Annotated in this window: 20 protein-coding genes; 12 read left to right on the plus strand and 8 right to left on the minus strand. The window is 69.9% G+C overall.

Features of this window, described 5'->3' with window-relative positions; genetic code table 11:
- Position 1: 1 nt before the first annotated feature.
- Positions 2-451: a hypothetical protein gene (locus ZRA01_RS16930; protein WP_141354392.1), complete on the minus strand. Its 450-nt coding sequence runs from the start codon at positions 449-451 to the stop codon at positions 2-4.
- A 210-nt stretch (positions 452-661) separates the two neighbouring features.
- Between ZRA01_RS16930 and ZRA01_RS16935 the strand changes: the two genes are divergently transcribed.
- Positions 662-1291 carry a DUF2238 domain-containing protein gene (locus ZRA01_RS16935; RefSeq protein ID WP_141354394.1) on the plus strand — a complete coding sequence of 210 codons (630 nt, stop codon included), beginning with the start codon at positions 662-664 and terminating at the stop codon, positions 1289-1291.
- A 9-nt stretch (positions 1292-1300) separates the two neighbouring features.
- Here the strand turns inward: ZRA01_RS16935 and apaG are convergent, their stop codons facing one another.
- Entirely contained in the window at positions 1301-1687 is a 387-nt protein-coding gene (apaG, locus tag ZRA01_RS16940) for a Co2+/Mg2+ efflux facilitator ApaG/CorD (protein ID WP_141354396.1), read from the minus strand.
- A gap of 173 nt (positions 1688-1860) precedes the next feature.
- On the opposite strand from apaG, the gene rpe reads away from it, so the two are divergent.
- From rpe to trpE, 3 genes are all read left to right on the plus strand, one after another.
- Complete coding sequence (rpe, locus tag ZRA01_RS16945) at positions 1861-2553, plus strand: ribulose-phosphate 3-epimerase (RefSeq protein ID WP_141354398.1); 693 nt, start codon at positions 1861-1863, stop codon at positions 2551-2553.
- Position 2554: 1 nt separating this feature from the next.
- Positions 2555-3229, plus strand: coding sequence for a phosphoglycolate phosphatase (locus ZRA01_RS16950; protein WP_141354400.1), 675 nt, complete (start codon positions 2555-2557; stop codon positions 3227-3229).
- A 196-nt stretch (positions 3230-3425) separates the two neighbouring features.
- On the plus strand, positions 3426-4898 hold the full coding sequence (gene trpE, locus ZRA01_RS16955; protein ID WP_141354402.1) for an anthranilate synthase component I: 1473 nt from the start codon (positions 3426-3428) through the stop codon (positions 4896-4898).
- Positions 4899-5053: 155 nt separating this feature from the next.
- Here the strand turns inward: trpE and ZRA01_RS16965 are convergent, their stop codons facing one another.
- The gene (locus ZRA01_RS16965) at positions 5054-5608 is read right to left on the minus strand and encodes a hypothetical protein (RefSeq protein ID WP_141354406.1); all 555 of its coding nucleotides are present in this window, start codon (positions 5606-5608) and stop codon (positions 5054-5056) included.
- A gap of 197 nt (positions 5609-5805) precedes the next feature.
- Between ZRA01_RS16965 and ZRA01_RS16970 the strand changes: the two genes are divergently transcribed.
- From ZRA01_RS16970 to ZRA01_RS17000, 7 genes are all read left to right on the plus strand, one after another.
- On the plus strand, positions 5806-6384 hold the full coding sequence (locus tag ZRA01_RS16970) for an aminodeoxychorismate/anthranilate synthase component II (RefSeq protein WP_141354408.1): 579 nt from the start codon (positions 5806-5808) through the stop codon (positions 6382-6384).
- A gap of 14 nt (positions 6385-6398) precedes the next feature.
- Positions 6399-7430, plus strand: a complete 1032-nt coding sequence (gene trpD / locus ZRA01_RS16975; protein WP_141354410.1) for an anthranilate phosphoribosyltransferase — start codon at positions 6399-6401, stop codon at positions 7428-7430.
- 17 nt (positions 7431-7447) lie between these two features.
- Positions 7448-8236: an indole-3-glycerol phosphate synthase TrpC gene (gene trpC / locus ZRA01_RS16980; protein WP_141354412.1), complete on the plus strand. Its 789-nt coding sequence runs from the start codon at positions 7448-7450 to the stop codon at positions 8234-8236.
- Between the two features lie 86 nt (positions 8237-8322).
- Entirely contained in the window at positions 8323-12267 is a 3945-nt protein-coding gene (locus tag ZRA01_RS16985) for a translocation/assembly module TamB domain-containing protein (RefSeq protein ID WP_141354414.1), read from the plus strand.
- An 85-nt stretch (positions 12268-12352) separates the two neighbouring features.
- A complete protein-coding gene (locus tag ZRA01_RS16990) occupies positions 12353-13096 on the plus strand; it encodes a DUF2189 domain-containing protein (protein ID WP_246093722.1) in 744 nt (247 codons plus the stop codon).
- Positions 13097-13101: 5 nt separating this feature from the next.
- Complete coding sequence (msrA, locus tag ZRA01_RS16995) at positions 13102-13662, plus strand: peptide-methionine (S)-S-oxide reductase MsrA (RefSeq protein ID WP_141354416.1); 561 nt, start codon at positions 13102-13104, stop codon at positions 13660-13662.
- 78 nt (positions 13663-13740) lie between these two features.
- Positions 13741-14085 carry an FKBP-type peptidyl-prolyl cis-trans isomerase gene (locus ZRA01_RS17000; RefSeq protein ID WP_141354418.1) on the plus strand — a complete coding sequence of 115 codons (345 nt, stop codon included), beginning with the start codon at positions 13741-13743 and terminating at the stop codon, positions 14083-14085.
- Positions 14086-14283: 198 nt separating this feature from the next.
- Here ZRA01_RS17000 and ZRA01_RS17005 read toward each other — a convergent pair whose 3' ends face one another.
- The 5 genes from ZRA01_RS17005 to ZRA01_RS17025 form a co-directional block, all read right to left on the minus strand.
- A complete protein-coding gene (locus ZRA01_RS17005; RefSeq protein WP_141354420.1) occupies positions 14284-14568 on the minus strand; it encodes a hypothetical protein in 285 nt (94 codons plus the stop codon).
- A 306-nt stretch (positions 14569-14874) separates the two neighbouring features.
- Complete coding sequence (locus ZRA01_RS17010) at positions 14875-15795, minus strand: LysR family transcriptional regulator (RefSeq protein ID WP_141354422.1); 921 nt, start codon at positions 15793-15795, stop codon at positions 14875-14877.
- A gap of 71 nt (positions 15796-15866) precedes the next feature.
- Positions 15867-17693, minus strand: coding sequence for a DNA helicase RecQ (gene recQ, locus ZRA01_RS17015; RefSeq protein ID WP_141354424.1), 1827 nt, complete (start codon positions 17691-17693; stop codon positions 15867-15869).
- A gap of 33 nt (positions 17694-17726) precedes the next feature.
- The gene (locus ZRA01_RS17020; RefSeq protein WP_218028743.1) at positions 17727-18671 is read right to left on the minus strand and encodes a PDDEXK family nuclease; all 945 of its coding nucleotides are present in this window, start codon (positions 18669-18671) and stop codon (positions 17727-17729) included.
- 192 nt (positions 18672-18863) lie between these two features.
- Entirely contained in the window at positions 18864-19142 is a 279-nt protein-coding gene (locus tag ZRA01_RS17025) for a hypothetical protein (RefSeq protein WP_141354428.1), read from the minus strand.
- A gap of 101 nt (positions 19143-19243) precedes the next feature.
- Between ZRA01_RS17025 and ZRA01_RS17030 the strand changes: the two genes are divergently transcribed.
- The gene (locus tag ZRA01_RS17030; RefSeq protein ID WP_141354430.1) at positions 19244-20185 is read left to right on the plus strand and encodes an MBL fold metallo-hydrolase; all 942 of its coding nucleotides are present in this window, start codon (positions 19244-19246) and stop codon (positions 20183-20185) included.
- Positions 20186-20336: the final 151 nt, after the last annotated feature.

Genomic DNA, 20336 nt, shown 5'->3' on the forward strand with positions numbered 1-20336 from the left:
GCTAGGCGCGCGGCTTGCGCTCGCCCGCCCCGGCGCCCCGCAGCGCTCGCCAGGTGGTGAAGGACGCGATGCCCGGCGCCAGCCACAGCGACAGCCACAGCCCGGCGAGCACCGCCAGCGCCAGCGCGTTGGGGCCCGAGCGGGTGATCGCGTAGATGACCGCCAGGGCCAGCACTGAGACGGCCACCCCCGAGGCGATGTAGGTGATCGCCAGCTGGCGCAGGAAGACGAGGATGAAGCGCCCCAGCGGCACCGCCTCCAGCCGCAAGCCCCCGTTGCGGAAGGCGACGAAGCAGCCCGCCACACACAGGGCGACGGAGGCCGCCGCCAGTTGCAGCCAGAACGCGTCCGTCCACTCTGCCCGGCCCCGCACGAAAAGCATCAGGACGACCGAGCAGGCGAGGGCGCTGAGGGAGAACACGACGCGGAGGGTTTGGGTGGGGGTGTTCATGGGCAGATCCCGAGTGGCAGGCGCGGTATTTATACCCCGGGACGCAGGGGCAGAGCCTTGACGGAGGTGAAGCCATCACGCCGCGCCGCCGGAGGCTTTCGGGCTCCTCGGGCGCGACGCGCACCCGGAGGGTGAGGGCGCTACACGCCGGATGGCGCGTCCAGCTGCCGTTTCCGGGATAATCGAGGCCCGACCTCAGCGGATCTCAACATGCCCTCAGCCGAATCCCGTCTGCCGCTGACGCTGCTGGGCCTGGTGGGGCTTGCCCTCATGGCCTCGGCGCTGGCGCCCTACGACCGCGCGACCTGGTGGATGGAGGTGGCACCGGTGCTGATCGTGGCGCCCTTGCTGGTGGCGACCCACCGGCGTTTTCCGCTCACCACGCTGCTGCAGGTGCTGATCGCCGCCCACGCGCTGGTGCTGATCGTCGGCGGTAGCTGGACCTACGCGCGGGTGCCTGTGGGGTTCTGGCTGCAGGACGTGCTGGCCCTCGACCGCAACCCCTACGACCGCATCGGGCATTTCATGCAGGGCTTCGTGCCGGCGATTGCTGCGCGGGAGATCCTGCTGCGCCACCGGGTGCTGCGGCCGGGTGGCTGGCTGTTCTTTGTGGTGACTTGCGTGTGCCTGGCGATCTCGGCGGTTTACGAGCTCATCGAGTGGGCGGCGGCCGTGGCGCTGGGGCAGGGGGCGGAGGCGTTTCTGGGCACCCAGGGCGACCCGTGGGACACCCAGAGCGACATGGCGATGGCGCTGCTCGGCGCGGTGCTGGCGCAGCTGCTGATCGGCGGCTGGCACGGGCGCCAGCTCGCCCGCCTGGGCGGCCTGCGCCGCTGGTAGCCGCGGGGCTCAGTGCAGGGTGCGGGGCATCGCCAGCGTGAACTCGGCGATCGGCGCGTCGAACTGACGGCCGTCGGCGGCCTCCATGAAGTAGCTGCCCTTCATCGTGCCCACCGGGGTGGCGATGCTGCAGCCGCTGGTGTACTCGAACGATTCGCCCGGGCGCAGCTCCGGCTGCTGGCCGATCACGCCCTCGCCGCGCACCTCCTGCACCTTGTCCTCGGCGTCGGTGATGATCCAGTGGCGGGTCAGCAGCTTCACCGTCTGCTCGCTGCGGTTGGTGATGGTGATGTGGTAGGCGAACACGTAGCGGTTCTCCGGGAGGTCGGACTGGTCGGGCAGGAAGCGGCTGACGGCCTTGATCTCTACCATGTCGGTGTCGGTCTGAATTTTCATAGTCGGGGCCGGAGGGGCGAATGGGGAGGCCCATTGAAGCGGAAAGCGCGCGCCGCCGCAACCTTGGCGGGGCGCGTCCGGCGTTGGCGCGGGGCCGGGCAGGCGGGTAAACTCCGCGGCTTGCGGCGTGCCCCGTGGCAGCCATCGCCGCCTCTCACCGCCAGGATTCCCCCATGAGCTTCCGCATCGCCCCCAGCCTCCTGTCCGCCAACTTCGCCAAGCTCGGCGAAGAGGTCGCCAACGTGATCGCCTCCGGCGCCGACTGGATCCACTTCGACGTGATGGACAACCATTACGTGCCCAACCTCACCATCGGCCCGCTGGTCTGCGAGGCGATCCGCCCGTGCACCACCGCGCCCATCGACGTGCACCTGATGGTCAAGCCGGTCGATCGCATCGTGCCCGACTTCGCCAAGGCCGGCGCCGACATCATCACCTTCCACCCGGAAGGCTCCGAGCACGTCGACCGCAGCCTCGGCCTGATCCGCGACAGCGGCTGCAAGGCCGGCCTGGTGTTCAACCCGGCCACGCCCCTCACCTGGATGGACCACGTGATGGACAAGCTCGACGTGGTGCTGCTGATGAGCGTGAACCCCGGCTACGGCGGCCAGTCCTTCATCCCCGGCACCCTCGACAAGTTGCGCGAGGCGCGGGCCAAGATCGACGCCTACACCGCCCGCACGGGCCGCCAGATCCTCCTCGAGATCGACGGCGGCGTGAAGGTGGACAACATCGCCGAGATCGCCCGCGCCGGTGCCGACACCTTCGTCGCCGGTTCGGCGGTGTTCGGCGCCGGCCGCGATGCCGACCCCCACCGCTACGACTCGGTGCTCGCCAGCCTGCGTTCGGCGCTGGCAGGTGTCTGAGATGGCAGCCCTCAAGCCCGGTCTGCGGGCGGTGCTGTTCGACCTCGACGGCACGCTGCTCGATTCCATCCCCGACCTCGCCGAGGCCTGCCACCGGATGATGGTCGAGCTCGGCCGCCCGCCGCACCCCACCGAAACCATCCGGACCTTCGTCGGCAAGGGCATGCTCAACCTCGTGCGGCGCTGCCTCGAGGCCGGCGGCGGGGCGGATGAAGCCGAGTTCGACGCCGCCGTCGACGCCTTCCGCCGCCACTACGCGGTGGTCAATGGCGACTGCACCGAGGTCTACCCCGGCGTCGTGCCGGCCCTCGCCGCGCTGGCCGGGCGCGGCATGGCGATGGCCTGCGTCACCAACAAGCCGGCCGCCTTCACCGGGCCGCTCTTGGAGCGCACCGGGCTGGCGCCGTATTTTGCGGTCACCGTCAGCGGCGACACCCTGGCCGACAAAAAGCCCCACCCGGCGCCGCTGCTCCACGCCTGCGAGCGCCTCGGCGTGGCGGTGGGCGAGGCGCTGATGGTCGGCGACTCGGCCAACGACGCCGAAGCCGCCCGCGCCGCCGGCATGCCGGTGCTGCTGGTCACCTATGGCTACAGCGAAGGCGTGCCGGTGGACAGCATCGAATGCGACGGGCTACTATCGAGCCTCGTCGAAATGCTTCCGCATATCGGCCCCTGACCCAGATCGCAGACCATCCATCGTGACCCGCAAGCGCGTGCCCTTCGTTGAGGAGTTCCCTGCCGTTCGTATCCCCTCCGGTGGATGCGGCGGCCGGTCATGGCTGGGCTGCTGAGCCCCGCCCCGAACCCTCGCGGCCAGCCTCCCGGCGCCGTGATACCCTCGCGAAAAAGCTGCACGCCCTTCCGGAGTCTCCATGACAGAAGCCGAATTCAACGCCCTGGCCGCCCAGGGTTATAACCGCATCCCGGTTACCCTCGAAACCTTCTCCGATCTCGACACCCCCCTTTCGGTTTACCTGAAGCTCGCCAACGCGCCCAACAGCTACCTGCTCGAATCCGTGCAGGGTGGCGAGCGCTTCGGCCGCTACTCGATCATCGGCCTCGCCGCCCCGACCCGCATCGAGGCCCGCGGCAACACGGTGCTGCTGCTCACCAACGACCGCCTGGTCGAGCGCCGCGACAACTGCAACCCCCTCGACTTCATCGCCGAGTTCAAGGCCCGCATCAGGGTGCCGCCGCGCGACCGCCTGCCGCGTTTTGCCGGCGGCCTGGTGGGCTGCTTCGGCTACGACACCGTGCGCTACATCGAGCCGCGCCTCGCCAAAACCAGCAAGCCCGACGCCCTCGGCACGCCGGACATCCTGCTGCTGCTGTCCGAAGAGATCGCGATCGTCGACAACCTCTCCGGCAAGCTGACCCTGGTGGTGTACGCCGAGCCCGATGTGCCCAACGCCTGGAAGCGCGCCACCCGCCGCCTCTCCGAACTGCTCGGCCGCCTGCGTGAGCCGGTGCCGCTGCCCGTTGACGTGCAGGCGCCCCATGCCGAGCCGGTGTCGAGCTTCGGCGAGGAGGCCTTCAAGGCCGCGGTGCAGCGGGCCAAGGACTACATCGTCGAGGGCGACATCATGCAGGTGGTGCTGTCCCAGCGCATGAGCAAGCCCTTCGGCGCCACGCCGCTGGCGCTGTACCGGGCGATCCGCAGCCTCAACCCGTCGCCCTACATGTTCTTCTTCAACTTCGAGGACTTCCAGGTTGTCGGCGCCTCGCCGGAGATCCTGGTGCGCCTCGAGGACGGCAACGTCACCGTGCGGCCGATCGCCGGCACCCGCAAGCGCGGCGCCACCCACGACGAAGACCTGGCCCTCGAGGCCGAGCTCCTCGCCGACGAAAAAGAGCGCGCCGAGCACACCCAGCTCCTCGACCTCGGCCGCAACGACTGCGGTCGCGTGGCCGAAACCGGCTCGGTGCGCGTCACCGAACGCTTCACCGTCGAGCGCTACTCGCACGTGATGCACATCGTTTCCAACGTCGAAGGCAAGCTCAAGGACGGCCTCGACGCGCTGGCCGTGCTGCGCGCCACCTTCCCGGCCGGCACCGTGTCGGGGGCGCCCAAGCTGCGGGCGATGGAGATCATCGACGAGCTCGAACCCACCAAGCGCGGCATCTACGCCGGCTCGGCGGGCTACATCGGTTTCCACGGCGACATGGACCTCGCCATCGCCATCCGCACCGCGGTGGTCAAGGACGGCATGATCCACGTCCAGGCCGGCGCCGGCATCGTCGCCGACTCCGACCCCACCGCCGAATGGCAGGAGACCCAGTCCAAGGCTCGCGCCGCGCTCCGCGCCGCCGAGATCGCCGAAGCCGGCCTCGACACGCGGCTGTGAGCGCCGTGGCCGCCCGCGCCATGCAAAAGGCCGCCCGAAGGCGGCCTTGCCGTGCTGCGCGGTGCGCGGCGGGGTCTCAAGAAAACGCAGGGCCGTCCCAAGTTTCCTTGACCCCCTCGGGGGGCGGGCCGGACGGAGTCCGTCCCTGGGGGCGCTTAAAACGCGATGCCCACCTTCGCCTGCACCAGCCAGTTGTCGGCGCCTTCGCGGCCGCCGCCGAGGTTCTTGTTAACGGTGTCCTGCCAGCGTGCGCCCAGGCCCAGGTTGAGTTGGCCGATGCGGTAGTCCAGGTCGGCGCCGGCCTGCCAGGCGAACATGTCCACGTTGCGGCCGCCGTCGGCCTTCACCCAGCCGATGCCGGGCCCGACGCCGAAGGTCAGGTCCTTGGCGACCGGGATGGTCCAGCGCGGGTTGAGCTCGACGGTGGTGAGCTCCAGCCCGGCCTTGTCGAACTTGTTCACCGACAGCTTGGTGCGCACCACGCCGGTGGGCGTCTGCACGAGGCCGCAGTTGAAGGCCAGCTCGAGGCCCCAGGCGTCGCCGCTGCCCACGTGCTGCGGGTCCATGATGCCGCCGGTCACCGAGGCGACGAAGGCCGGGGCGTAGCCCTTGTCGGCGACGGGCAGGAACTTCCAGTCGCCGGCGGCCAGCGCCGGGGTGGTGGCGGCGCCGAGGGCGAGGGCGGTGAGCAGGATGCGGGCGGTTTTCATCGTGATTCCTTTGGCTGTGTTGAAAGACGCCGCGATGATTCCACAGCCCGCCGCGCCGTGTCGGTAACCATGGTTACAAAACCTTTCCGGCCGCTGCGTGCCCTGCGGCACCCGGCCGGAATTACGAGAGAATGCCCACCTGCGCCGGCCGCCCGCACTCGCGAGGCCGGCCGCACATCCGGAAAGGATTTCCAGCCATGCTGCTGATGATCGACAACTACGACAGCTTCACCTACAACCTCGTGCAGTATTTCGGCGAGCTCGGCGCCGACGTGCGGGTGTTCCGCAACGACGAGATCAGCGTCGAGCAGATCGCCGCCCTTGCGCCGGCCCAGATCGTCGTCTCGCCGGGCCCGTGCTCGCCGGCCGAGGCGGGCATCTCGGTGGCGGCCATCCAGGCCTTCGCCGGCAAGATCCCGCTGCTCGGCGTGTGCCTCGGCCACCAGAGCATCGGCGCGGCCTTTGGCGGGCGCATCGTGCACGCCAAGCGCCTGATGCACGGCAAGGTCTCGCCGGTCCATCACCTCGACAGCGGTGTCTTCAAGGGCCTGCCCAACCCGCTCACCTGCACCCGCTACCACTCGCTGGCGATCGAGCGCGAGAGCCTGCCCGACTGCCTCGAGATCACCGCATGGACCGACGACGGCGAGATCATGGGCGTGCGCCACCGCACCCTGGCCGTCGAGGGCGTGCAGTTCCACCCCGAGTCCATCCTCACCGAGCGTGGCCACGACCTGCTGCGCAACTTCCTCGAACAATCCACGCAAGCCGCGTGACCGGAGCCCCGATCATGACCTTTACCGCCCAGGAAGCCCTGCAGCGCACCATCGACCACCGGGAGATCTTCTACGACGAGATGCTGTCGCTGATGCGCCAGATCATGGCTGGCGAGATCTCACCGGTGATGACCGCCGCCATCCTCACCGGCCTGCGCGTCAAGAAAGAGACCATCGGCGAGATCGCCGCCGCCGCCACCGTGATGCGCGAGCTGTCCACCAAGGTGGTGGTGCCGCCACCCAACGAGCACTTCCTCGATGTGGTCGGCACCGGCGGCGACGGCTCCCACACCTTCAACATCTCCACCGCCACCATCTTCGTCGCCGCCGCGGCCGGCGCCCGCGTCGCCAAGCACGGCGGGCGCAGCGTGTCGAGCAAGTCGGGCAGCGCCGACGTGCTCGAGGCGCTGGGCGTCAATCTCAACCTCAAGCCCGAGCAGGTTGCCGAGTGCATCGCCGAGACCGGCATCGGCTTCATGTTTGCGCCCAACCACCACGCCGCGATGAAGAACGTCGCGCCGGTGCGCCGCGAGATGGGCGTGCGCACGCTGTTCAACATCCTCGGCCCGCTCACCAACCCGGCCGGCGCGCCCAACACCCTGCTCGGCGTGTTCCACCCTGATCTGGTGGGCATCTGCGTGCGGGTGATGGAGCGCCTTGGCGCCAAGCATGTGCTGGTGGTGTATGGCCGCGACAGCATGGACGAGGTCTCCCTCGGCGCGGCCACCATGGTCGGCGAGTTGAAGAACGGCCAGATCCGTGAATACGAGATCCATCCGGAAGACTTCGGCCTCACCATGATGTCGAGCCGCAACCTCAAGGTGGCCGACGCCGCCGAATCGAAGGCGATGCTGCTGGGCGTGCTCGACAACCAGCCCGGCGCCGCCCGCGAGATCGTCGCCCTCAACGCCGGCACCGCGCTGTACACCGCCAACGTGGCCGACTCCATCGGCGCCGGCATTGCGCTGGCCCGCGAAGTTCTGGCCTCCGGCGCGGCCCGCGCCAAGATGGAAGCCTTCGTCGCCTGCACCAAGAAGTTCGCCTGACCCGCCTGGAAAACAGCATGTCCGACATCCTCAACAAGATCCTCGCCGTGAAGCGCGAGGAAGTGGCCGCCGCCCGTGCGGTGGTCTCCGACGCCGCGGTGCGTGAGCTCGCCGCGGCCCAGCCGCCGGCGCGGGATTTCGTCGGCGCCATCCGCGCCACGATCGCCGCTGGCCGCCCGGCGGTGATCTCCGAGATCAAGAAGGCCAGCCCGTCGAAGGGCGTGATCCGCCCCGACTTCCGCCCCGCCGACATCGCCGCCAGCTACGAAAAGGCCGGCGCCGCCTGCCTGTCGGTGCTCACCGACCGCCAGTTCTTCCAGGGCGCCCCCGAATACCTGCAGGCCGCCCGCGCCGCCTGCAGCCTGCCGGTCCTGCGCAAGGACTTCCTGGTCGATACCTATCAGGTGTACGAGGCCCGCGCGATGGGCGCCGACGCCATCCTGCTGATCGCCTCGGCCCTCAGCCTGGCCGAGATGCAGGAGATGGAAGCCATCGCCGACAGCCTCGGCCTCGGCGTGCTGGTCGAGGTGCACGACGGCGACGAGCTCGAGCAGGCGCTCCAGCTGCGCACCCCGCTCGTCGGCATCAACAACCGCAACCTGCGCACCTTCGAGGTTAGTCTGCAGACCACCCTCGAGCTGCTGCCGCGCATCCCGGCGGGGCGCATTGTCGTCACCGAGTCCGGCATCCTCGCCCCCGCCGACGTGGCCCTGATGCGCGCCAACCAGGTCAACGCCTTCCTGGTCGGCGAAGCCTTCATGCGCGTCGAAGACCCGGGCGCCGGCCTCGCCAGCCTGTTCGGCTGAGCGATGATCCGCGGATGAGCGAGGCACCCGCCGCTCCACCTGAAGCGCCCGCGTCGCCACCGGTGCCGCGCCGTGCCGGCTGGCCTGTGCGCATTTTGCGCGGGCTGCTGGCGGCCGGCTTCGGGCTGCTCATCGTGGTGCTGGCGCTGATCGGCTGGCTGGGAGCGACCCAGTCGGGGCTGGCGCGGCTGGTCGACCTGGCTGCGCAGCTCAGTGGTGGCGTGGTCGGCATCGAGCGGCCCGAGGGCTATCTGCTCGGCCAGCTCAAGCTCGGTGCGCTCCAGGTGCGCACGCCCACGCTGCAGGTCGATGTGGTCGACCTCACCCTCGACTGGCGCCCCGGCGCCTTCGCCAGCCGCGGGCTCGACGTGGCGCTGCTGACCGCCGCCGACGTCCAGGTGGCCACCGCCCCGAGCGACGAGCCCACCGTGATGCCGGCCAGCCTCGAGCTTCCTGCCGCGGTGCATGTGGGGCGCTTCCGGATCGACCGGCTGCGTGTCGGCAAGCTCATCGCCGGCCAGCCGGCCGCGCCCGATCTCGAACTCACCGGCATCGCAGGCCGCCTCGATTCCGACGGCCGGAGCCATCGCCTTGATGAGCTGCGGCTCAGCGCGCCCTTCGGTCAGCTCGCCGGCAAGCTCGGTCTCGACGGCCGCAAACCTTTCCCGCTGTCCGCCCAGGCTATCCTCACCACCCGCCAGGCTGGCGAGCCCTACACCGTCGCGGCCGGCGCCGCCGGCGATCTCGAAAAGCTGGTGCTCGATGCCCGCATCAGCGGCGCCGGCATCGACGGCCGGGCGGTGACGGTGGCCACGCCCTTCGCGCCGCTGCCGCTCCAGTCGGCGCGCATCGCGCTCAAGGGCGTCGACCCGCAGCGCTTCCACGCCGCCGCGCCCAAGGCCCTGCTCGACGTCGACCTCGCCCTCGAACCCACCGCCGCTGCCGGCGCGAGCGGGCCGGCGGAGTGGGTCGTCAGCGGCCCGCTCACGCTCGTCAATCACGCCCCCGGCAGCTATGACAGCGGCGCGCTGCCCGTCGAATCCCTGGCCGCGGCGCTGCGCTGGGCCGATGGCGAGCTGGCCGCCTCGCAGCTCGACCTGCGCCTGCCCGGCAAGGGCCGCGCCAGCGGCGACGTGCGCTGGCGGGCGCCGGAGGCGGGCAGCGAGGGTTTCGGCCGCATCGATGGCGACCTCGCCGTCAGCGGCCTCGACGCCCGCCGCCTCGACAAACGCGCGGTGAGCACCGCGATCGCCGGCCGCCTGGCGGCCACGGCCGACGCCGCCGGCCAGCGCTTCAGCGTCGACCTGCGCGACCCGCGCCTGGCCCTGCGCCTCAAGGGCCGCCACGCCGACGGCGAGTTGGTGCTCGACGAGGCCTATGCCGCCGCCCGCCAGGCCCGCCTCGAAGCCCGTGGCAAGCTGGCCCTGGCCGGCGACGGGCGCTTCGAGGCCAGCGGCAGCCTAAGCCGCTTCGACCCGCGGGCCTTTGTCGCCAGCGCGCCGCCCGCCGATCTCAACGCCCGCTTCAGCGCCGCCGGCCGGCGTGCGCCCGAGCTGGCCGCCACCCTCAAGCTCGAGCTGGCGCCCAGCAGCCTCGAAGGCAAGCCCCTTGGCGGCCGCGCCGTGCTGGCGCTCGACGGCAGCCGGCTCGCCGACGCCGACGTGGCGCTGGATCTGGCCGGCAACCGGCTCCTCGCCAAAGGCCGCTACGGCCGCCCCGGCGACGGGCTGGTCCTCAATCTCGACGCGCCCCAGCTGGCGGCCCTCGGCCACGGGCTGGGCGGGCGGCTCAGGCTCGACGGCGTGCTCCGCGGCAGCCCGGCCCAGCCCAACGGCGAGTTCGAGCTGGCCGGCGAGAAGCTGCGCTTCGGCAGCCTGCTGCTCGACGCGCTCAAGGGCCGCGGGCGGGTGGCCGAGGGGCGCCAGGGCGCGCTGAGCCTCAAGCTCGATCTGGAAGGCCTGCACAGCGGCGACGACGAGGCCCTGGTCCGTCGGGCGTCCCTGCTCATCGACGGCAACCGCGCCGCCAACACCACCCGGCTGGCGGTGGCCGGGCGGGGCGGGGCCACCCTCGCAATGAACCTCGCCGGCACCCTTTCCGACGGCCTGCGCTGGGACGGCCAGCTCGCCGGCCTGGAAGTCGGCGGCGATTACAGCGTCCGCCTGCTGGCGCCGGCGCCCCTGCTGCTCTCGCCGGAGCGCGTCCACCTCGGCCGGGCCGAGCTGCGGGGCGGCGGCGGTGGCCTCTACCGCTTCGAGGAAACGAGCTGGCAGGCTCGCCGGCTGGTGGCCCGGGGTAGCGCCAGCGGTGTGCAGGTGGGCCTGATCCTCGACCCGACCACCCGGGCGGTGAAGTCCCGCGGTGATTCGCTGCAGATCGGCGGCGAGTGGGACGTGGACATCGCCGAGCAGGTGAATGGCGTGGTGCGCTTCTTCCGCGAGAAGGGCGACCTGGTGCTGCAGGGCGATTCGCCGGTGCAGCTGGGGCTCGACGAGCTGCAGCTCACCCTCTCGGCCGCCGCCAACCGGCTGGCCTTCGGCTTCAGCGCCCACGGCAGCCGGCTGGGCCGCGCCTCCGGGGCCGGCACGGCGCTGGCCGAGCGCGGCGCCGACGGCGCCCTGCGCCTGGTGCCCGGCGCGCCGCTGCTGGGTTCGGCGCGCATCGACATCCCCTCGATCGCCTGGGCCGGCCCGCTGGCCGACCAGAACCTCAAGACCGACGGCAGCCTGAAGGGCGAGTTCACCCTGGCCGGCACCCCGGCCCGGCCCGAGGCCGCCGGGCGCCTGCGCGGCGAGCGCCTGTCCTTCGTGATGGCCGACCAGGGCCTGCACCTTGCGGGCGGCACCCTGGTGGCCGACTTCAACCGTGATCGCCTCAACCTCGACGAGCTCAGCTTCGTGTCGCCCAACCGCGTCAAGCCCGACGAGAAGCGCATCGATCTGCCCCGCCTTACCGCCACGCCGGGCACCCTCAAGGCCAGCGGCGGGGTGGATCTGGCCAGCGGCGAGGGGCGCTTCGCGTTCCGCGCCGAACGCCTGCCGCTCCTGCAGCGCTCCGACCAGTGGCTGGTGCTGAGCGGCGAGGGCGAGGTGACGTCGGGCTGGAACTTCGCCCACCTCAAGGGCCGCCTGGCCGCCGACGCGGGCTTCGTGGGCCTCTCGCACACGCCGGCCCCGAGCCTGGGCGACGACGTGGTGGTGCAGGGCCCGGCGAAGGGCGGCAAGCCAGCCGCCAGCCCCTTCCAGATGTCCACCGATCTGACCATCAATCTCGGCGACGCGCTCTATGTGCGGGCCCTCGGGCTCGACACGCGCCTCGCCGGCGAGCTGTCGCTGGCGTCCGGCCCGGGCCGGCCCCTCGCCGCGACGGGCACCATCCGCACCGTCGGCGGCGTGTATGAGGGCTATGGGCAGCGGCTCAGCATCGAGCGCGGCATCATCACCTTCAGCGGCTCGATCGCCAACCCGGGCCTCAACGTGATCGCGCTGCGCAAGGGCCTGGCCGTCGAGGCCGGGGTGGGGGTCGGCGGCACCGCGCGGCGGCCGGTGGTGCGGCTGGTCTCCGAGCCCAACGTGCCCGACCCCGAAAAACTCGGCTGGATCGTCTTCGGGCGGCCGCCCGACCAGGGCTCCGGCGGCGAAATGGCGCTGCTGCTGCCGGCGGCCCAGGCCCTGCTGGGCGGCAGCGGGGGCAGCCTGCCCGGCAATATCGCCAAGTCGCTGGGCTTCGACGAGTTCTCGTTCGGTAACAGCATCGACCCGCGCAGCCGGGTGCAGACCAGCAGCGTCGCCAACGGCAGCGTCACCGGGGCCAGCAGCGCCTCGTCGAGCCAGGCGGCCGCGCTGCCCGGCCAGGTGGTGACGCTCGGCAAGCGTCTGTCGGCGCGGGCGCTGCTGTCCTTCGAGCAGAGCATCGGCGGCACCTCCAGCGTCATAAAACTGAGCTACCTGTTGACCCGCCGCCTGTCGGTGATTGGCCGCGCCGGCAGCGAGAACGCCCTCGACATGCTGTTCTCGCTGTCCTTCCGCTGAGGGCCGCCCCGGCGGGCTTGATTCAGGTCATGGACGCCGCGCGGCGGGCGGGGGCAAATGGGGTTTTGGATTCCGGAGTGCCCCCGTGCCGCCAAGCCTCGACCCCCGCCGCGTTTCTGTTGCCACCGTATTTGCCGCGCTGGCCGGCGGTTGGCGGGCTTTCCGCCGCTTTCCGGCCTCGGCGGCGGGCTTCGCGGCCGTCTTTGCGCTGATCGGCGTCGCCCTCTTCTCGTTGCTGCTGCACCTCGGCCTGGCGCCGATGATGTTGCCGCTGGCCGGCGGTTTCCTGCTGGTGGGGCCGGCGGTACTGGCGGGTTTCTTCGCGCTGCGGCGGGTCGCCGAGGCCGGCCGCCGGCCCGGGCCGGCCGACGTGCTGGCGGGGTTCCGGCAGGCACCGCGGGGCCTGTGGGTGCTGGCCGGGGTGTGCTGCCTGCTGTTCCTGATCTGGGTGAGCGACGCGGCCACCGTGTACAGCTTCATGATCGGCGCTGGTGACGTGCCGGCGGGCGAGGGTGGGCTGGCCGCGCGGGTGCTGCGCTTCCATTTGTGGACCAGCCTGATGGGGGCGGTGCTGGCGAGCATCGTGTTCTGCATCACCGCGTTTGCGGTACCGCTGCTCTTTGATGGGCGGGCGAGCCTGGTGCAGGCGGTCACCGCCAGCGTGCGCGCGGTGTTCGCCAGCCCGGCGGCGCTGCTGGTGTGGGCGCTGGTGCTGGCGGGGGCGGTCATCGCGACGATCCATTTTCCGCCGCTCCTGATGCTGTCGCTGCCCTGTCTCGCCTTTGCCAGCGATCTGCTTTATCTTGAGGTCTTTCCGCCAGAGGGATAGACAAGATGACAGAACAACGCACCGACCCGCGCGCCGCCACCGCGATTCTGGCCGGCGGGTGTTTCTGGTGCCTGGAGGCGGTGTTCCTGGCGATGAAGGGGGTGCGCAGCGTGCAGTCCGGCTACCTTGGCGGCCACGAGGATGCCCCCAGCTACGAGCGCGTGTGCAGCGGCGACACCGGCCACGCCGAGGCGGTGAAGATCGAGTTCGACCCTGCGGTGGTGAGTTTCGACGCGCTCCTCGAGGTGTTCTTCGAGATCCACGACCCGACCACGCCCAACCGCCAGGGCAACGACATCGGCAGCCAGTACCGCTCGGCGATCTTCTACCTTAGCCCCGAGCAGGAGGCCGCGGCCCGCGCGATGATCGACAAGCTGGCCTGGGACGGAGCCTTCGACGCGCCCATCGTCACCGAGGTCGAGCCCGCCACCACCTTCTGGCCCGCCGAGCCCTACCACGACAACTACTTTGCCCGTAACCCGAACCAGTCCTACTGCCGCTTCGTGGTCGCGCCCAAGGTCGCCAAGTTCCGGCACAGCTTCGGCGCGCGGGTGAAGGGCAATTGACTTAGAATCCCGGGCGCGTCGGGGCACCCCCGGCTCCCCACTCTCCATTTCCCAATCCCCACCCTACAGGAGCACCCCATGACCCAAACCACCACGGCGAGCGGCCTCGTCTATGAAGACCTCGAAGTCGGCACCGGCCCCGAAGCTGCGGCCGGCATGCACGTCCAAGTCCATTACACCGGCTGGCTCACCGACGGTCGGAAGTTCGATTCTAGCAAGGACCGCAACGATCCCTTCGTCTTCCCCCTCGGCGCCCGCCACGTGATCGCCGGCTGGGACGAAGGCGTGCAGGGCATGAAGGTCGGTGGTGTGCGCAAGCTGACCATCCCGCCCGAGCTGGGCTACGGTGCCCGCGGCGCCGGCGGCGTGATCCCGCCCAACGCCACCCTGGTGTTCGAGGTCGAGCTGCTGGCGGTGAAGTGATTCCGGCTGCCGCCGTCGCATGAACAACGGGCGCCCACGGCGCCCGTTTGTTTTGGTGCGGTCACTCGACGTGCCCTGCGGCGCAGTGGCTGCGGGCGGTCGCGTCGGTGTGGCTCTCAAGGAAACGACGCAGGGCCGCCCCGAAGTTTCCTTGACCCCCACGGGGGGCGAGCTGGGCGTAGCCGGGCCCTGGGGGGCTCAGATCTCGCTCAGGGCTTTCTCGGCGGGCTGCTGGCGGGGGGCTGCCTGGGCCGCGCGGGCTGCGTCGAGTTCGGCGAGTTTTCTGCTCGCGCTGCTCAGGATCTCGCCGAGCACCCGGTGCTGGGTGTGCCAGATCGGCGCGGCGGCCATGGCCTGGCTGGCGCCGTCGAGCGTGGCGCGCAGCAGCGCGTTTTCAGCGCGGAGGTGGGCGAGTTCATCGCCGGCGGTGTCTGGGAGGTGGCACTTCCGGGCGAGCTCCCGCAGGTATTTCACGACGTCCATGATGTTCATCCTCGATAGCGTTTTCATCGCAGGGCACCAGTAGAGAAACTCTTTTTGTGCGCTGCACCATGAGGTCCATCATAGCGGCGTCAGATCTGCTGTCAATGCAATATGCTGCATTGCAGCAACTCTTACAAAGGCTTACTGATTGGAAAAATATATCTATAAATCAGCGCTTTGAATGATTGCCGGGTTTGCCCGCCGTTGAGCCTGCCTGTCAGGTTGATGCCTTTGGCTTGCCCCGGGGCCGGCGCGCGGCTGGCGTGGTGACGATGCCGCAGCAGGCGCCTGCGCCGCGGATGGCCCTTACTGCGCCCCTTCCTCTTCCCTCGCGATGCGCGCGATCTCGTCGCACACGAAGTCGGCGAAGGTGGTGATCAGCCTCGAGCGGAATTTGTCGCGGGGCAGGATCATCTGCAGGGTGGTGAAGGTGCGTGGCTCGAGCGGGATGGCGGTCACCCGACCCTCCTGGACGTCGAGCCGGCTGGTGCGTTTGGAGGTGATCGCGAAGCCCATGCCCGCGGCGACGAAATGCTTGACGGCGGTGAGGCTGCCGAGCTCGGCGCAGAGGGTGATCTTGTCCTCGGCGATGCCTGCGGCCTTGAAGAAGTCATGGGCCGCCTGGCGAAGGCCGCTGCCCGGGTCACGGTCGATGAACGGGTGGGCGGCGAGGTCTTGGGCGGTGAGCTGCTTGTGGCGGGCCAGGGGATGGTCGGGGCTGCAGATCACCACGAGCTCTTCCTGGGTGGCGACCCGGGGTTCGACCGCGGGGTTGTCGGTGGCGGCCTCGATGAAGCCGATGTCTATTTCGCGGGCCGCCACGCCCTCTTCGATGTGCCGCGAGTTGCCCATGACGACGCGGGGCAGCACGCGGGGGTATTTGCGCTTGAAGCGCTCCAGGATGGGCGGCAGCCAGTAGCCGGCAATCGCCGGAATGCTGCCGATGTCGAGCTTGCCGGCCAGCTCACCGGCCAGCTCGGCGACCCGGGAGTCGAGCTCTTCCGACAGGTCGAGGATTTTCTCGGCATAGGCCAGGACCAGCTCGCCGGTGGTGGTGAGGCTGATCTTGCCGTGGCCGCGCTCGAGCAGGCGGACGTTGAGGTGGTCCTCGAGCTGCTTGATCTGGAAGGTGACGGCGGGCTGCGTCATGTGGAGGTGCTCGGCGGCCCGCGTGAAGGAGCCGTGCTTGGCGACGGCGTGGAATACCTGGAGTCTGCGGTCTGACATGGGCGAGGGGGGAAGGTGGGTCCGCGGGGCCGGACGCGCGGCGCGTCCGGTGGGTGATGGGGGCGCCGGGCTCAGGCGTGTTCGGCGATGAGCCCGATGATCTCCTCGCCATAGGCTTCCAGCTTGCGGTCGCCGACGCCGGAGATGGTGCCGAGGGCCTCGATGCTGCCGGGCTTGGTGCGGGCGATGTCGCGCAGGGTGGCGTCGTGGAAGATCACGTAAGCGGGCACGTTGCGCTCCTTGGCGGTGCTGGCGCGCCAGGCGCGCAGGCGGCCCAGCAGCTCGGCTTCGGCGCCGGTGGCTTCGGGCCAGTCGGCGGCCTTGCGGGCGCTGCCCACGTTGCGCCCCTTCTTGGGGGCGACGACGTCGAGACGCATCGTGAAGGCGGCTTCGCCGCGCAGCAGCGGCCGCGCCGATTCGGTGAGGGTGAGGGCGCCGTAGCGTTCGTGGTCGACGGCCAGCGCGCCGTGGGCGACGAGCTGGCGGATCAGGGTGCGCCAGCCCTTGTCGTCGAGTTCGGTGCCGATGCCGAAGGTGCTCACCTGGTCGTGCTGCCACTCCTTGACCTTGTCGGTGGCCTTGCCGGTGAGCACGTCGACGATGTGCCCGGCGCCGAAGCGGCTGCCGGTGCGAAACACACACGACAGCGCCTTGCGGGCCGATTCGGTGGCGTCGCGCACCTGGGGCGGGTGCAGGCAGGTGTCGCAGTTGCCGCAGGGTTCGGCGGCCTCGTCGAAGTAGCCGAGCAGGCGCTGGCGGCGGCAGCCGGTGGTTTCGCACAGGCCGAGCAGGGCGTCGAGCTTGGCGGTGGCGACGCGCTTGACCTCGGCGCCGGCCTCGCCCTGGTCGATGAAGCGGCGCTGCTGCACGAGGTCGGCCACGCTGTAGGCCATCCAGGCTTCGGCCGGCAGGCCGTCGCGGCCGGCGCGGCCGGTCTCCTGGTAGTAGCCCTCGATCGAGCGGGGCAGGTCGAGGTGGGCGACGAAGCGCACGTCGGGCTTGTCGATGCCCATCCCGAAGGCGACGGTGGCGACCATCACGATGCCGTCCTCGCGCAGGAAGCGGTCCTGGTTGGCGGCGCGCTCCTCGGTGTTCATGCCCGCGTGGTAGGGCAGGGCGGCGATGCCCTTTTCGATCAGCCAGGCGGCGGTCTCGTCCACCTTCTTGCGGGAGCTGCAATACACGATGCCGGCCTCGCCCAGGTGGCCGTCGCGGATGAAGGCGAGGAGCTGGGCGCGGGGGTTGTCCTTGGGGACGATGGTGTAGCGGATGTTGGGCCGGTCGAAGCTGGAGACGAACTCGCGGGCGTCCTGCAGGCGCAGGCGCTCGGCAATCTCGTGGCGGGTCTGGGCGTCGGCGGTGGCGGTGAGGGCGATCCGCGGGATCTGCGGGTAGCGCTCCTGGAGGATGGAGAGCTGCAGGTACTCGGGCCGGAAGTCGTGGCCCCATTGCGACACGCAGTGGGCCTCGTCGATGGCGAACAGGGCCAGCTGGCCGGCCTCATTCAGGTGATCCAGCAGGTCGAGGAAGCGCGGCGTGACGAGGCGCTCGGGCGCCACGTAGAGCAGGTCGAGGGCGCCGGCGAGCATCGCCCGCTCGATCTCCATGGCCCGGTCGAAGCTGAGCGTCGAGTTGAGGAAGTCGGCCGCGACGCCGACCTCTTTAAGCGCGCTCACCTGGTCCTGCATCAGCGCGATGAGGGGCGAGACGACGATCGCCACCCCGGGCCGCAGCAGCGCCGGGATCTGGTAGCACAGTGACTTGCCGCCGCCGGTGGGCATCAAGACCAGCGCGTCGCCGCCGGCGGCCACGTGTTCGACGATGGCTTCCTGCGGGCCGCGGAAGCCGGTGTAGCCGAAGACGTGGAAGAGGGTTTCGTGGGCGCGGCTGGGGTTCATGGGGCCGGATTTTACCCCGGCCGGGCGGTCAGGTCAGAACAGCTTGGAAAGATGCGCCACGAGCCCGGCCGGGCTGACGAAGCTGAGCTCGTACATCCCCGACAAGCCGGCCGCCTGCTCGTCGGAAAGCCCGCTGCAGCACAGGATGAACTGGCTGCGGTCGATGCCCAGGCGCTTCTTGAGGCGCAGGTATTTGTCGATCTCCTGGCGGAACTCGCCGGTCTTGCATTCGATGCAGATGGGCGTGGCGCCGTCGACCAGGAAGAACACGTCGAGCTCGTGGAGGTCTTCGTTGGGGAAGATCACCGACAGGTTGCGGGTGCACGACACCGCCCGGCGCTTTTCCTGGAAGAAGGCCAGCAGCTTCATCAGGGCGAACCACTCGAGCCACTCGCCGGCAAAGAAACGGCGGATGTTGGGCGCCGACTGGAGCGTGCCGCGGCCGATCTTCTCGGGCTTCTGGTAGTAATACTTGGCGAGGAAGGTGTGGTCGTAGAGCCGCTTGCAGAAGGCGTTGATGGCCTGGCCGTCCTTCTGGCTGCGCTCGGCGAGCTTGAGGCTGAAGTTGGGCACATCCTTTTGCTGGCCCCAGCGGATCTTGTCGATGACCTCACCGTACAGCGGGTAGTTGTCGCCGATCTCGACGGCGATCTCGTCGAAGAAGCCGGTGGTGTTGACGGCGTCCGGGTTGGTGCGCACCTGGATCTGGCGGCGCTGGAACCAGTCGAGGATGGCCGCGTGCTGGGCGTCGCTGGCGAGCTGGTCGGTGTTGTGCAGGTCGAGGGCTGCGGATGCCGCGGCGGTGGGCGCCGTTGGCGTCACCGCCCCGGGCTGGGCCGCCTGCAGGCGCTGCAACTCGTCGCGCAGGGCAAAGTACTGCTGCAGCACCTTGCGCACGAAGAGCACGGTGTCGTAGGCAGGCGTTTCATTGCCACAGGCCGGGCAGGCCACCGAGGTGCCGATGTGTTCGGCGGCCATTTCAGCCACGTGGCCACATTTGTTGCAGCGGATGAGCGCCATAGTCAGGTTAAATCGGAACAGGATGGCGGATTATGCCAAGCTGTTCCCCGGTTGGCGACTCCGCTGCCCTCTCGAGGAAACGCAGGGCCGCCCCACGTTTCCTTGACCCCCACGGGGGGCGGGCTGGGCGGAGCCCGGCCCTGGGGGCGCTCAGGGCTTGCCGTCGGTGTGGCCCGGGTGGTGTTCCGACACATAGTGCTTGAGGGCCGTCTTGAGCACGGCGGCGTGGCGGCTGTCGCCCCGCTCGCGGGCGGCGCGGATGTCATCGACGATCATGCGCCGGATGCGCCGCTCGCCCTCTGGCGTGTGGCACAGGTAGTTGCCCATCTCCACGGCGGCCATCTCGGGGATGTGCTCGTGTTCGGCGATGGCGAGAATTTCTTCTTCGTCGAGTTCGGACAGCCCGATGCAGTCTTCCAGGGTCAGCATGGCGTTTCTTCCTCCTTGTTTCAGTTATAGCCTGCCGGCGGGCGGGCGTCTGCACGCTTCAATGCGGGCTAGAATCGGGTTTTTATTCGGGAGGATGGGCAATGCAGGGTCTGAGCGCTTTCGGTAACGGCATTTATGCGGTGGATTCGGGCTACACCGGCCCCGACGTGGCGGCGATCCACCTGATCGAGGAGGGTGGCCGCGCCGCGCTGGTGGACACCGGCAACAACGACGCGCTGGTGCACGTGGAGCAGGCCCTCGCCGAAACCGGGCTGTCGCCCGAGGCGGTGGATCTTGTGCTGCTGACCCACATCCACCTCGACCACGCCGGGGGCGCCGGGGCCTTCATGCAGGCCTTCCCCAACGCGAAGCTGGTGGTGCACCCCCGCGGGGCGCGGCACATGGCCGAGCCGTCCAAGCTGTTCGCCGGCGTGTCGGCGGTGTATGGGCCGGAGCGGGCGAAGGAGCTTTACGGCGAGCTGATCCCGGTGCCGGCCGAACGCATCGTCGAGGCCACCGAAGGCCTCGAGCTGAACCTCGCCGGGCGGGTGATCCGCGTCTTCGATACGCCCGGCCATGCGCGCCACCACGTGTGCTACTTCGACACCAAGAGCCGCAGCTTCTTCACCGGCGACACCTTCGGCCTGTCCTACCGGGCGCTGGACGTGGCCGGCCGGCCGAGCATCTTCCCGACCACCACGCCGGTGCAGTTCGAGCCCGAGGCCATGCACGCTTCAGTGGCCCGCATGGAGGCCGAAGAGCCGGCGGCGATGTATCTCACCCACTACGCCCAGGTCACCGACGTGCCCCGCCTGGCCGCCGACCTGCACCGCCTGATCGACGCCCACGTGGCCGTCGCCGAGCGCCACGCCGCCGTCGTCGAGGGCCGCAAGGCGTTGATCGAGGCCGACCTGTGGAAGCTGGTGGATGAGGAATCCGCCCGCCAGGGCTGGACCCTGCCCCAGGCCGAGGTGCGCAAGCTGCTGGCGCTGGACGTGGAACTCAACGCCCAGGGGCTGGATGTGTGGCTGGGCGCCAGGTGATGGTGGGGGGAAGTAGGTAGTAGGAAATGGGAAATGGGGCGGCGCTGGACGCTGCGTGCGCTTGCGGCACGCAGCGTCCCACTACCGGGCGCCTCGAAAAACCTCGCTTCCGCCCACCCTTGATAACATCACACCGTTCTGAATCCGCTCC

It is taken from the genome of Zoogloea ramigera (assembly GCF_006539865.1).
GTDB lineage: Bacteria > Pseudomonadota > Gammaproteobacteria > Burkholderiales > Rhodocyclaceae > Zoogloea > Zoogloea ramigera.

Bases quoted from the DNA above. Each gene is read 5' to 3' on its own strand.
- ZRA01_RS17005 (WP_141354420.1), bottom strand. From the start codon at position 14,568: ATGGACGTCGTGAAATACCTGCGGGAGCTCGCCCGGAAGTGCCACCTC.
- ZRA01_RS16970 (WP_141354408.1), top strand. From the start codon at position 5,806: ATGCTGCTGATGATCGACAACTACGACAGCTTCACCTACAACCTCGTG.
- trpD (WP_141354410.1), top strand. From the start codon at position 6,399: ATGACCTTTACCGCCCAGGAAGCCCTGCAGCGCACCATCGACCACCGG.
- ZRA01_RS16950 (WP_141354400.1), top strand. From the start codon at position 2,555: ATGGCAGCCCTCAAGCCCGGTCTGCGGGCGGTGCTGTTCGACCTCGAC.
- ZRA01_RS16930 (WP_141354392.1), bottom strand. From the start codon at position 451: ATGAACACCCCCACCCAAACCCTCCGCGTCGTGTTCTCCCTCAGCGCC.
- rpe (WP_141354398.1), top strand. From the start codon at position 1,861: ATGAGCTTCCGCATCGCCCCCAGCCTCCTGTCCGCCAACTTCGCCAAG.
- trpC (WP_141354412.1), top strand. From the start codon at position 7,448: ATGTCCGACATCCTCAACAAGATCCTCGCCGTGAAGCGCGAGGAAGTG.
- ZRA01_RS17020 (WP_218028743.1), bottom strand. From the start codon at position 18,671: ATGGCCGCCGAACACATCGGCACCTCGGTGGCCTGCCCGGCCTGTGGC.
- recQ (WP_141354424.1), bottom strand. From the start codon at position 17,693: ATGAACCCCAGCCGCGCCCACGAAACCCTCTTCCACGTCTTCGGCTAC.
- msrA (WP_141354416.1), top strand. From the start codon at position 13,102: ATGACAGAACAACGCACCGACCCGCGCGCCGCCACCGCGATTCTGGCC.
- apaG (WP_141354396.1), bottom strand. From the start codon at position 1,687: ATGAAAATTCAGACCGACACCGACATGGTAGAGATCAAGGCCGTCAGC.
- ZRA01_RS16965 (WP_141354406.1), bottom strand. From the start codon at position 5,608: ATGAAAACCGCCCGCATCCTGCTCACCGCCCTCGCCCTCGGCGCCGCC.
- ZRA01_RS16935 (WP_141354394.1), top strand. From the start codon at position 662: ATGCCCTCAGCCGAATCCCGTCTGCCGCTGACGCTGCTGGGCCTGGTG.
- ZRA01_RS17030 (WP_141354430.1), top strand. From the start codon at position 19,244: ATGCAGGGTCTGAGCGCTTTCGGTAACGGCATTTATGCGGTGGATTCG.
- ZRA01_RS17000 (WP_141354418.1), top strand. From the start codon at position 13,741: ATGACCCAAACCACCACGGCGAGCGGCCTCGTCTATGAAGACCTCGAA.
- ZRA01_RS17010 (WP_141354422.1), bottom strand. From the start codon at position 15,795: ATGTCAGACCGCAGACTCCAGGTATTCCACGCCGTCGCCAAGCACGGC.
- ZRA01_RS17025 (WP_141354428.1), bottom strand. From the start codon at position 19,142: ATGCTGACCCTGGAAGACTGCATCGGGCTGTCCGAACTCGACGAAGAA.
- trpE (WP_141354402.1), top strand. From the start codon at position 3,426: ATGACAGAAGCCGAATTCAACGCCCTGGCCGCCCAGGGTTATAACCGC.